This is a genomic window from Pseudoneobacillus rhizolycopersici (genome assembly GCF_054786815.1).
Window position 1 is genome coordinate 143954 of sequence record NZ_JBTOOE010000010.1, and the last position, 12723, is coordinate 156676.

Annotated in this window: 9 protein-coding genes and 1 pseudogene; 5 read left to right on the top strand and 5 right to left on the bottom strand. The window is 39.8% G+C overall.

Annotation, left to right across the window (positions count from 1 at the left end; translation table 11 throughout):
* Positions 1–81: 81 nt before the first annotated feature.
* Complete coding sequence (locus ACX9YW_RS12535) at positions 82–357, bottom strand: hypothetical protein (RefSeq protein ID WP_460346810.1); 276 nt, start codon at positions 355–357, stop codon at positions 82–84.
* 515 nt (positions 358–872) lie between these two features.
* Between ACX9YW_RS12535 and ACX9YW_RS12540 the strand changes: the two genes are divergently transcribed.
* Positions 873–2888, top strand: a complete 2016-nt coding sequence (locus tag ACX9YW_RS12540; protein ID WP_460346812.1) for a leucine-rich repeat domain-containing protein — start codon at positions 873–875, stop codon at positions 2886–2888.
* 585 nt (positions 2889–3473) lie between these two features.
* Here ACX9YW_RS12540 and ACX9YW_RS12545 read toward each other — a convergent pair.
* Positions 3474–4688 (bottom strand): cytochrome P450, encoded by a 1215-nt coding sequence (locus ACX9YW_RS12545; protein WP_460346814.1) that lies wholly within the window; start codon positions 4686–4688, stop codon positions 3474–3476.
* 223 nt (positions 4689–4911) lie between these two features.
* Between ACX9YW_RS12545 and ACX9YW_RS12550 the strand changes: the two genes are divergently transcribed.
* From ACX9YW_RS12550 to ACX9YW_RS12560, 3 genes are all read left to right on the top strand, one after another.
* Positions 4912–6660, top strand: coding sequence for a M14 family zinc carboxypeptidase (locus tag ACX9YW_RS12550; protein WP_460346815.1), 1749 nt, complete (start codon positions 4912–4914; stop codon positions 6658–6660).
* A 367-nt stretch (positions 6661–7027) separates the two neighbouring features.
* A complete protein-coding gene (locus tag ACX9YW_RS12555) occupies positions 7028–7762 on the top strand; it encodes an SDR family NAD(P)-dependent oxidoreductase (protein WP_460346817.1) in 735 nt (244 codons plus the stop codon).
* A 69-nt stretch (positions 7763–7831) separates the two neighbouring features.
* Positions 7832–8245 (top strand): MarR family winged helix-turn-helix transcriptional regulator, encoded by a 414-nt coding sequence (locus ACX9YW_RS12560; protein ID WP_460346819.1) that lies wholly within the window; start codon positions 7832–7834, stop codon positions 8243–8245.
* A 305-nt stretch (positions 8246–8550) separates the two neighbouring features.
* On the opposite strand, the gene ACX9YW_RS12565 is transcribed toward ACX9YW_RS12560, so the two are convergent.
* Complete coding sequence (locus ACX9YW_RS12565; protein WP_460346822.1) at positions 8551–9591, bottom strand: DUF3231 family protein; 1041 nt, start codon at positions 9589–9591, stop codon at positions 8551–8553.
* 339 nt (positions 9592–9930) lie between these two features.
* On the opposite strand from ACX9YW_RS12565, the pseudogene ACX9YW_RS12570 reads away from it, so the two are divergent.
* Positions 9931–10558, top strand: a pseudogene (locus ACX9YW_RS12570) (LysE family transporter).
* 44 nt (positions 10559–10602) lie between these two features.
* On the opposite strand, the gene ACX9YW_RS12575 reads toward ACX9YW_RS12570, so the two are convergent.
* Together ACX9YW_RS12575 and ACX9YW_RS12580 are read right to left on the bottom strand one after the other, a co-directional pair.
* A complete protein-coding gene (locus tag ACX9YW_RS12575) occupies positions 10603–11958 on the bottom strand; it encodes an amino acid permease (protein WP_460346824.1) in 1356 nt (451 codons plus the stop codon).
* A 123-nt stretch (positions 11959–12081) separates the two neighbouring features.
* Positions 12082–12408, bottom strand: a complete 327-nt coding sequence (locus ACX9YW_RS12580) for a hypothetical protein (RefSeq protein ID WP_460346826.1) — start codon at positions 12406–12408, stop codon at positions 12082–12084.
* Between the last annotated feature and the right edge of the window lie 315 nt (positions 12409–12723).

Genomic DNA, 12723 nt, shown 5'->3' on the forward strand with positions numbered 1-12723 from the left:
CCTATCCGTAATCTCCCTATACCTTATGAAAAGTGGGAAGTTCTAGTATAGGCAGTAATCGTAGGGAAAGAGCGGAAGTTGTTACAAGCTTATGGAAACCGCATGTATGGTATCAGGGGATATTCTGACCAAACCTTTGAAAACTCCTAGATTTGAAAAAATAACATTGCCATCTTGTAAACCTTGGAAGATTCCAGACATAGGTGGCATACATCCAAACTGCACATTCACTGGAATTCCGGGACTTAATGTCAACAAAAAACGAATAATGCTTGCATTCTTCTCTGATTGAATAGGTAACACAGCGTGATTTTCAGCATCCCCCCAAAAAAACCGATTCCAAAATGAGTCATTCACCTATATCACCTCACCACAACTTATTCAATGTATAGGCATCATGTTTCAAAAATTTTAAAGAAAATACGGAGAGGGAGGCTTTTTTCACTCAAAATGCCTTTCATAGTATTAATGAAAGACATTTTGGAGCCAAGCCGGCATCATATATCCTTCATAAACTTATATCCCTTCCTTCCTCACCTGGAGGAAAATTCGTACCATATGGATCTTTAGCTGCTTCATCATCCTTAAAAAACCTACCAGAAATAATATCGTCAACGTCGTTATCACAGAAATGATGGTCGTCAATATGATCACTTTTTTATGTTCTTTCATAAAAAGTAAAACCCCAATATTTTTCTCAACCTAAAATAAAATATAGCAGCCAATAAATAAGAAGCTTAAAACCAATATACCCTCTACTGATTTTTAAAATATCGACCGCCTTTGTTTTACACTGTTTATATAGACATCCCTTTCCTTCTTCTTGTAAAATAAATGTAATTTCTGTCGAAAAAAGGGGGATTTTGCTGAAAATGGATTTTAAGAGAGTAATAGGAAGAAGATGGGTTCTACTCGTTTTAGTGTTTTTTCTAATTGCGGATAGTTTATCAGGATTGGCACGTGCGTCCAGTGGCGACGACACCGTGACCTTTACTGATAAAAATCTAGAGAAAGCGATTAGGCAGGAAATCTCTAAACCCAGTGGTGCCATCTACAAGAGTGATTTAGAAGTAATAACTCAGTTGTTTTTAGGAAGTTCCAATATTAAGAGTCTTAGCGGAATCGAGAACCTGCCGAATCTTGCCTTTGCTGAATTTTCAAGCAACCAAATTACCGATATTACACCACTAGCATCCTTAGAGGCGTTAAGCGGACTGTTCCTAAATAATAATAAAATTAGCAAACTGCCAAAAATGGACAAGCTGAAAAATCTTAAACAGCTGGAACTTGGAAACAATCAGATCAAGGATCTAACCAATCTTTCTAGCCTAAAAGGAGCAAGTGATTTACAAAGTCTTGTCCTTTCAGGCAATGGAATCTCCAATCCTGCTGCGGTTAGTTCAGTAAGTCAAGTAGAGTTTCTGAACTTAGGAAATAATAAGCTAACCACCTTGCCTGACTTGTCTAATTTTAAAAATTTAAACCAACTATTCTTATATAAAAATCAACTTACATCGCTGGGCGGATTAAAGAACATGCCGAAGCTTAAGGAACTAGATATATCCGAAAACCAACTAACTAATATTACTAGCTTAGCTCCTATGAAGCATCTGACATCCATAGACCTTTCGAAAAATAAACTGAAGGACGTCTCGGCATTATCCTCTTTGGAGAATCTATCGATACTGAAACTGAGCGGAAATCCGATTGCAACCTATAATCCTTTAAAGGGAATTTATCGCAATCTGACCGAGATGGATTTTAGCATGCCATTACCGAACGTGACCGTTTCACATTCAACGAATTCGATTGTGCCAACATCTGCCAATAAAGAACCAAAAGCGATTGATAACTATTGGGAGCTGAGTACACATCTTCATCCCAAAGCCAATCTGACGTTCACCGATAAAGAAGTGGCGGAAGTATATTACAAAGTGAAAAAAATCGTTTCGCAAACCTTGAAGCCTGGCATGACAGATTTTCAAAAGGTACTCGCCCTTCATGATTATTTGGTGGATTCGGTTGAATACGATGTCGATACGTACTTCCAAGGCAAGGATTCTCCTCATTCCTATACGCCGTATGGTTCGTTGATAAAAGGACTTGCGGTTTGTGATGGCTATTCCAGAGCGATGGATTTACTTCTAAAGGCTGCTGGGTTCAAAACCTATTGGATTACCGGGGATGTCAAAAACTTTGGTTGGGAAGGTCATTCATGGAACCTAGTCTATTTAAATGGCCAGTACTATCATATCGATACGACTTGGAATGACCCAATCAGTATGAGTGGGAAAAATTTAGGCATCAAACGTTATCATTATTTTCTATTATCGGATGAACAAATCAATCGCGACCACCGTTGGGAAAACAAAGACTTTCCTAAGGCAACTAGCACCAAGTGGACGCCACTGCGAAATATCTTGAACCAAGAAACGATACTAGCAGGTTCTCGCCAAGGCGACTGGATTTATTTTAGAAATGACTGGGACGGACAAAAGCTATATAAAATTAAGGTCGATGGAACGGGCGAAAAGAAACTTTCCAATGACGTTGCCGTAGACGTAGCTGTCGATGGGGATTGGGTTTACTATTCTAAGGACTATACTGGTTCCTATTTAACGAAAATAAAAACCGATGGGACTGGTAAAAAGGTACTGAACAGTGACCTCACAGCCAACATCAAGCCTTATGGGGAATGGGTTTTTTACCTAAACATTCAAGACCATAATATTTACAAAGTAAAAAAAGACGGAACAAAACGCACAAAAGTCAGCAACACCAAAGTCTACCAGCTCAACAAAGTCGAAAAAAACTGGATATACTTCCTCAACTTCAACAACGAGCCATACAAAATGAAACTCGACGGTAGTGGATTACAGAAAATGTGAAACACGGGAACGGTTTTACCGTTCCCTTTTTCATGAAAAAAACGCACGTCGGAAAATGAGCTAAATTTCCCCTCGTGCGCTTTTATTTATTTGGTCTCAAAACACGGATTTTAGTAAAAAATATATCCGTATACAGTGCGAAAAATGTTGCATTTTGTAATGGTGCAACGAACCTTATCAATTAGCCTCCAATTGTAAATTCAATCAAACGTTTGTTTGAAAATTGATATTTTCATATAGTAGTTTCAAAGTTCGTTGAAAACTATTACCATAAAGAACTTTCTCCTATCTATTCTAGCCTCGATTCTAGAACCCTCATTTTGTCTAAAAGACGACTTCTATTGGACACTTTGAACTCTAGGCAAACCCCTTTTGTCCAATAGAGGCTTCCTATTAGACAGTTTGGACTTCCAGGGACCTCATTTTGTCCAATAGAAGCCTCCTATTGGACAGTTTGACCTTCCACCAAACCTATTTTGTCTAATAGACGACTCCTATTGGACAGTTTAACCTTTCATCAAACTCATTTTGTCCAATAGAAGACTTCTTTTGACAGTTTGGCTTCTCATCAACCTATAAAGTCCTCTAAACAACTTCCCCCTGCAGCTTAAGACTCTCAAATCCACGAAAGGCAATGCTGTTGCGACGGGCAGGTTCTTCTAGTAACATCGGGTTCTGCAAACGTGTGACCAATTTTTCTAAGGCGATTTGTCCTTCTAATCTTGCCAGTGGAGCACCTAGGCAAAAATGCGGTCCGGAGGCGAAGGACATGTGCTTAATGTTTTTCCGTGTAATATCAAATTGTTCAGGATTTTCATTGATGGCTGGGTCATAATTGGCTCCGCCAAGAGCAATGAACATGAAGTCGGCTTTTTGAATGGACTGCCCCTGAAATTCAAAATCCTCACCGGCAATTCGCGATGTTAATATCACGGGCGATTCATAGCGCAACGTTTCCTCTACCGCAGATGGAATCAGCGATAAATCATTTTTCAACGCTTCGTACTGAGAAGGATGCTTAAGTAACAGATAATATCCGTTCGTAATGAGATTGACCGTCGTTTCATGACCGGCGATTAAAAGAAGCAAGCAGGTTGAAATCATTTCCTGTTCATTTAGTCGATCCCCTGACTCCCGGGCGGCAATTAAACCGCTAATCAAATCCTCTTTCAGATTTTTGCTTCGCTCCGCAATCAAGTCGCGGAAATAATCGGACGCCTCTTTAATATCTCCCGCTACACTTTCTAAATCCTGGAAGGTTGTATTAAAATCGATAAATTTCACAAATGCATCCGACCATTTGCGGAACAAGTGACGGTCCTCTTTGGGCACCCCTAATAGCTCGGTAATCACGAATACGGGTAGTAAATAGGAAAAATCACCGATGAGCTCATGCTCGATTTTCCCTTTCCAATCATCTAATAGATAATCAGCGAGTTCGCTAATGGTTGGTCTAAGCTTCTCAACCATCCGTGGCGTGAACGCCTTATTCACTAAGTTCCGAAGCCTCGTGTGGTCCGGCGCATCACGGAATAACATCATATTATGATTTAACTGTACAGCCGGCTTCACACTGTCTGGAATAACGGCCATCTGCTCAGGAGGGAACACCTTCCTTCCCTCACGAATAAAACGCGAGTCTTTTAGCACAGCTTCCACTTCTCTATAGCCTGTAACCAACCATCCCTTCATTTGAAAAAGCTCTGTTTTCAATATCGGACTTTGCGACCGTGCCATCTCAAAAAATCGATACGGATTGTGAATAAACTGCTCTGGATTAATACCCGTTTGATTATACAAATCCCCCAACTCCTAACCTTCTTATTCTTACTATTAATATTATAGAAATGGTAAGGAATTCCTGCTTTTTGAAAAACTATGGTGCCTGTCACCAATCTCCTAATTTAACCCAATTACCCCCCTACTCACTCTCACCCCCAAAAATAAAGGGGATTGGGTGAATAGTTATAGTGTCTGGTTATTATTTAGGATTTAGTAAATTGGTAGATTGGTAGGAGGTATCATGCGGGTATTATTTTTATTTTCGTTTACTATAGTAATTTCTTTTTTGCTTTTTTCTGCTTCAACGGAGGCTTCGACGATTGTCGATACGACGAATACATACAGTTATGAGGAAATGGTGGAGGATATCAAGGCTTTAAAAAGCAGCTATCCAGAAATCATCACCTATCAAAGCATTGGAAAATCCGAATTCCAGCGAGACATTTACGCCGTTAAGGTTGGCAAAGGCGAAGAAACGGTCTTCATCAATGGAAGTCACCATGCACGGGAATGGCTGACCACGATCCTTATCATGGAAATGATCGAGCACTACTCGAAATCCTACTACGCCAACGCCCTAGTGGGAAATTTTTACGCAAAGGACATGTTAGATGAAATCTCGCTCGTCTTTGTACCGATGGTGAACCCGGATGGCGTCACTCTTCAACAGCGCGGGTTAAAGGCTTTCCCCAAGAGTCATCATCCGAAACTCTTAGCAATGAATGATGGCAAAAGTGATTTTACCCGCTGGAAAGCGAATGCAATGGGAATTGACTTGAATCGACAATATCCTGCGAATTGGAATTCCCCGTCCACCCCAAGCAAGCCCTACTACATGGGCTATAAAGGCAGCCGCCCTTTCCAAGCGAAAGAAGTGATTGCCCTGCGCGACTTTACTTATAAAATGAAGCCCAAAATATCGGTTGCTTACCATACATCCGGTCGAATTCTTTACTGGCATTTCCACAATAAAAACGTCGACCGTGATTATCGTCTGGCCAAAATGTTCAGCAACACAACGGGCTACCGATTAGTTGCCCCCGTGGCCAATCCAACCGGTAAGGGCTATACCGACTGGTTCATTCAGGAATTTGGGTTGCCAGCCTTTACTCCCGAGCTCAGCTATAGCGTTGGTGAGCGGCATGTCCCGGTTTTGGTGTTTCCTGAAGAATGGCGTCGGAACGAAACAATCGGTTTATGGCTACTCGCTGAAAGCTACAGGCTTAAATATCCTACTAAAATCATTCGGCCATTCGAAGAAAATGTGGCCTTAGGAGAAACCGTTTATGTGTACGACCAACCGTCTTTTTTAACTCGTAAAAATGAAAAACTAACGCAACAGCAATATATTCGGACACTCGAAAACGAACGGAACTGGTATCATATTGAGACGACTGTCGGAAACAAATGGGTTTATCTTCCGTACAAGTTGGCCACCTTCCCTGAAAGGGTGTACCTAGATATTCCAAAGGACCATTGGGCCTATACATCAACGAAGAACAACAACGAACGCGGCTGGATAAATGGCGTGACCGCTACCCATTTTGGCGCTAACAATGGTTTAACAAGAGAACAACTAGCCGTCATTCTCGTCCGCGCTCTAAAACTTCCGATAAGCACACCAGAGCAGCCTAGCTTTACCGACGTTTCGACCAACCATTGGGCCTATAGCTACATCGAAACAGCCAAAGCAAACGGAATCCTTAACGGCGTCGCTCCACTCACTTTCGGAAAAGGAAAAACCGTCACTAGAGAACAAATCGCCGTCATCATCGCAAGGATCTCGGGAAAGACCCCGACTACCTTGGACAGCTCTTTCACAGACGTGGCACCAACCCATTGGGCCTACCCTGAAATTACACTAATGAAAGAACTCGGAATCTTTCAAGGAATCAACGGAGCATTCCACACCGGACAAAAACTAACCCGAACACAACTCTCAGACGTACTCGATAAAATCAATCAACAATACCCCGAGTTTTTTGAATAAGGAGATTGGTGCCTGTCACCAATCTCCTATTTTTTGTCATACGAAGACCGATGCCTGTCACCAATCTCCTAATTTTTCCCACTAACCCCAGCGCTTTTTCTTCATTAACACTGCCCATACATTGAAAAACGAAATGGATTATGATAATATTTAGACATAAAATATTTAGATGTCTAAATAACTAAGGAGGTTGATAGGTAAAGGAGACTTTTATTAAATGCATCCAAAATAGAAGGTAACAAAAAGATTTCACTAGTAGTGATATTTTAGTAAATAAAGTGCAAGCATAAGATATGGCTAATAAACAAAACCAGATCAAGGTAAGCAAAAAGTTCACACCAATATATAGAGAAATGAGGAATATGAAATGGGTAGATTAACAAACAAGATTGCGATTATTACAGGTGGCGCTTCCGGAATTGGTGAAGCAATGGTGGACCTATTTAGCGGGGAAGGTGCAACGGTCATTGCCGCTGATATCAATGAAGAAGCCTTAGAAAGAGCAAACCAAAAGGAAAACGTTTATGGAATGAAATTGAATGTGGCCTCCGATGACGACTGGCAAGCTTTAGCAAAAGAAGTGTATGAACGTTTTGGAAAAATCGATATCCTTGTCAACAACGCTGGGATTTCATCAGAAAAACCTTTCCAAGACATAAACCTAGACGATTGGCAGAAAATGCTAGCGATTAATGGATTCGGTCCATTTGCCGGCATCAAGCATGTGGCTCCCTATATGGCCGAGCAAAAGCAAGGTTCGATTATTAATATCTCTTCTTATACAGCCCAAATTGGTCAGGGATTTAACCACTACTCCGCCTCAAAAGGCGCTGTACGTGCGATTTCAAAAGCAGCTGCAACGACCTTTGGCTGGCAAGGTGTCCGTGTGAATACATTGTTCCCGGGAATCATCGAAACACCGATGACGCAAAATCTAAGCGCTTCGAAGGACCTTCTTGGTCGATTAATTCAAGCAACACCGCTGCAACGCCTTGGCAAACCAATGGACATTGCCAACGCAGCATTATTCCTAGCCTCAGACGAATCAGCGTACATCACAGGTGCAGAAATCGTGATTGATGGTGGCTTCTCAGCACAATAGCATGTTATCCTTAAGACAAGCCCTGACTACGTTGCAGGGCTTGTTTGGTAGAAAGCGAGGATGGACGTAATGAAAGAACAAACAATTTTTGAACTTATTCATAATATGGATAAAGTGACCAATCAACTCATTATCCAATGGAACAAACTATTTAACGAAGACCTTGGCATCTCCCATATCCTTGTCCTCGCCCATTTGAAGGAATCCGGAAAAAGCCGACCTTCCGATATTGCTAGGATTCTAGGATTAACCCCTCCCACGTTAACCCATCTATCAGAAAAGCTCGTGAAAAAAAATCTAGCCATTCGCATCACGGACGAATCAGACCGGCGAATCGTCTATTTGGACATCACGGATAGTGGGATAGACATGGTACATAAAGCCAATCAGGAAGGCATTCTCCTTAGAAAAAATCTTTTCGATAAATTGTCGGAACCAGAAGTCCAGCAATTGCTAAAAATTTATGAGAAATTAAATGGATGATAGGCCTCTAAGATAAATTCGTAGGGGCAGGTAGACATAAGGTGAAAAACAGTAATGGTGCCTGTCACCAATCTCCTATTTTATTCCAGATGATAAGTAAAAAAATAAGAAAAAAGCCAAGGGCGTTTAGTTGGCTTTTTTCTAAACATATTGGGGGAAGAACTGAAAGCCTTTTAAAAAATGGAGAGATGGATTTTTTAAGAGGCTTATGAGTATATAATGGACAACATCATTTCCTTTTAAACAAAGAAATAAAACTGGCAGTCTCCACAGATAAGGTTCACTGTAATTCATGGAACTTGATGTTAATGGTAGCTATCATTTGCCATAGGTGGGGACTCCAACCACCCTTTGTCGATTAGGATATTAGCAGCGTCATCAACAAATAATCCAACATTCATTAGCGCCTTTCCATATAACAAACTGAGATCCCTTCTTCCGTTTACCGCCATTGAATTCCCGAACGACCTTATTTTCATGGAGAACATATCTACTTTATGAAAGAGCATGATTTTGTCGGAAAAAGGAGGATAGGTCGACGGTAATACTAGATGATCAATGAAAGACGGTGATGGCAAATGCTCGTCTTGAAGTTTATCCATAAACTGTTTGACTAATTTATCTGTCATATCTACCCCACGTTTAAACAATGCCTTAATCTTTTCATCCTTAACGGTACGATAAAAAGCCAATATTAACGCCTTACTAGCTATGTTATTCTCAATATTGTCATATAGATGTGTAATTTCTAACGCATGTAGAGGGCGAACTTCTCCAACAAAATCATTTATGAAACTGTGTTTTTTAATAAAATCTGGTCCCCCCGGTGTTGGAATAGTCGGTGGTTTGGCAATAAATTTCCTTTCATATAAAACATTATTAATTTGACCTAATAAAATTGTCGTACATTGATTACAATAAACAAAAAATTCTCTCACATCCTCCCTTAAAACGATGGGAATGGCGACGGCATATAAACTAAGACCTGCCTTAGCTACGTATTTCAAATAATGTACATAAAATTGGTCCTCGAATAATCGCGGGGCACCCATATTCACATCCTCCTCCGAAAAACCAGCAGGGATTGGGAAATTCACTTCCTCAAATAATTTTTCAGCCTTTCTCATAAAATCTCTACTTAATGCTATACCATTTTCAAGCAGTGTACGAATATATTCATCTTCGCAATGCTGAAGAAAGTACGGTAGGATTTGAGACGACATACTATTTCCAATGTAGGTAGCCCACAGTTTACCTATTTCAATTGATGTAAAAGGCTGCGCCTCATTTAAAGCGTCCGCACTTAAATGAATAGGTTTCATCACATCCATTGGCTGTAAATCCATTCGGTGGCTCCTTTCTTACCATGTTTTGTTTAGGGTAACCATGAATAGAGAATTTACTCTAGGTAAAACAGTTGATTTTAGTTTGGTAAAAATATTAAAGCAAAGAACAAATACTACCGTTTTTAAAACAGTTCAAAGCTTTTAAAGGTGAACAGCATGTATATAGAGTCATCTTAGGATAAAATCTAAGAGCTTGTAAATGACATTGGGAAGAAAAACATTCTCATCTATTGGGGATGGTTTTTTCTCGTAGGATGATTGTTCCTCGGTATTAGGAATGAAAGTAAAAGGGTTGTACATAAAATGTACAAGTTCTTATTTTTAATGTGGAGTGGTTAGATGAATGTAGGGATGATCATCAGTTACATATTTTTTGGGGTTAACATTAGCTGCTCCCATTGGTCCGGTTAATGCGGCCAGATTGGACAAAGGTATTAAAAATGGATTTTGGCATGCCTGGGTCGTTGGAATGGGGTCCATGATCGCAGATGGAATCTTTATGCTATTGGTATTTCTCGGCTTAGTTAAGTTTATCGAAATACCGATTGTGCAAATCTTTTTGTGGTTATTTGGAGGGTTTATCCTTCTCTATTCTGGAATAAAAAGTATAGTAAAAGCCAATATTCTCGTACTTAATAACAGCCGACAAAAGGAATCATTATTAAAGTGTTTTATTACTGGATTTATTATGTCGATTACGAGCCCAATGTCAATCTTGTTCTGGTTAGGAATCTATGGATCTGTCTTAGCGAAAACGATTACCACCTATGACAGCAGCCTTCTATTTCTTTATAGCAGCATGATATTTGTGGGCCTCACACTCTGGGATATCTTTGTTGCCTTCCTCACCACCAGCTTCCGAAAATATCTAAATTATAAAAGCCTCATGGCCATCTCCATCCTATCCGGCATCTCACTAATCGGATTCGGCCTATACTTCAGCTACCAAGGCATTAAAACCCTTTAACACTTTAAAGCACTGGGGGGACAGTCCCCCAGTGCTTTAAAGTGTTAAAGGGCTTTCCAAACTTTTTTTTGCATGATGAGTGCAACGATTCCAATGATGAACACAAAGAAGATACCGACAAAGAAACCAAATCGGATGCTTTTTTCCATTAAGGTGCCCGTGACAGCTGCTAGCAATAATACGATGCCAAAAAAAGCTAATATTTTTCCAAAGGCTTTTATTTCCAATATACGCAGTGAGGAAATAATAATAAACAACCAATTGAACAAAATCAAAATTCCCGCAGCAGTGGTAATATACTCATAAATTTTCCCTGGCAAGAGTAATGCCGTGATAATCGATGCTAGTAAACCTAACGTTGCAAGCCCTAGAGACGGAAGAGGAAGCTGCTTCCACTTTTTTAATTTCTTTGAGAAAAGCTTCGGTGCATCCCCTCCTTCGGCTAACGTTACCAAAAGGGTTGTTACTCCAAATAATGATGCGGTCATCGTTGAGAAGCCGGCAATAATAATGGCCCCATTAAATGCATGCGGAAAAAAGCCTAAATGATAATGTTCCATGGCCGTCACGAAGCCACTTTCCTTATGATTAAATTCTTCGTAAGCTACCATATATACGGCAAGAGCAAGCGAAATCACATAAATGATTACTAATAAAATCAACATGATAATACCTGCTTTTGGTGCATCTTCCTTCTTTTTTAGCCTTGTTGCCATTAGCCCAATGACTTCTATCCCCCCGTAGGCATAAAAGGCATAAATAAGCGAAGCCCAAAAGCCTTTGAACCCTTCAGGAAAAATCTCCTTAGAGGATGTAGGCATTCCAGGATGTTTCGGGTCACCAGAGATGCCACCAAATAATGCAACAAAGGCAAGAATAATAAACATAATAATGGCAGAGGTTTTGATTATAGCTAGCAAATTTTCTACCTTATCAAACCCACTTGTTCCGGTTAAGACAACAATAATAGACAAAATGGCATAGCCTGCAGCAAACAACCATAAAGGAATATGTGGAAACCAAAACTGAGAAAGAATTGATAGAGCTGTTAATTGGCTTCCCATGATAAGAATGTTTGAACTCCAATAATTCCAGCCACAACTAAATCCGGCCCAACGACCAAAAGCCTTATTGGCATAATAACAAAATGACCCATCTTGGGGATCTTTAGCGGTCATTTTAGCCAATAAATTATAGACAATATAGGTTCCAAATGCTGCTAATAGGAAGGATAGAACAATAGATGGGCCTGTTATTTTTATTCCGATGGTTGATCCTAAAAAATAACCAGTACCAATAGTACAGCCCACTCCAATTAAAGATAACTGCCACCAATTCAGGTCTCCTTTTTCGTTTCCCTTACTTTTACTGGACCCGACACTTGGATTAAAAAAATCCATACCATCCCTCCTTCACCAACTACTATCATTCGGTATTTTATGGTTCTTATGTAATTAAGATAGGAGGAATTACTAGGAAAATTCGCTGACAAAAAAACTTTTGCTTTTTAAAAAAATGGGCCATTAACTAGATGATTTCTCTCCTAGCATTGTCCGATAAATTTGAGTGTACATACTTCCTTGGACAATATTCTCAATAAAAAACTCTTCAATTAGCTTTTTATATTCCTCATCCTCAAACATCTTTTTATTTTGCAATTCCATTTCCGCTAGACCTTCATAAGTTGCTAGCAATGCATACGTATGGTCTTTTCCAGTTATAGGGGCTAATATCTCAACCTTGTGATCGTATTTCTCATTACGAAAAGCTTGAATGGCTTTTACATTTTTCAACGCTTCACCAAATTTATCTTGTTTTATTTCAAAAGTAATATAGACAATAACAGACATTTCCTGCCTCCTACATAAATACAGTGATTTAGATTTACCTGTCTTATCAGACAGCATGTATTATTATTTCCTGTATTAGTTGCAAGTATGTCTAAAAACATGACGATGAAAAAGAATATCATGGGAAAATAGAATATACCGCTACTGAAGAGCGTGTTTGGAATAGAGTGAATGGTGGAAGGTAAATATGGAAGTTTCGGTTTTATCAGAAACTTCTCATGTAGAAACATAAAAAAACAACCCTTCCGGGTTGTTTTCCATTTGCCTGGCGACGTCCTACTCTCACAGGAGGAATCCTCCAACTACCATCGGCGC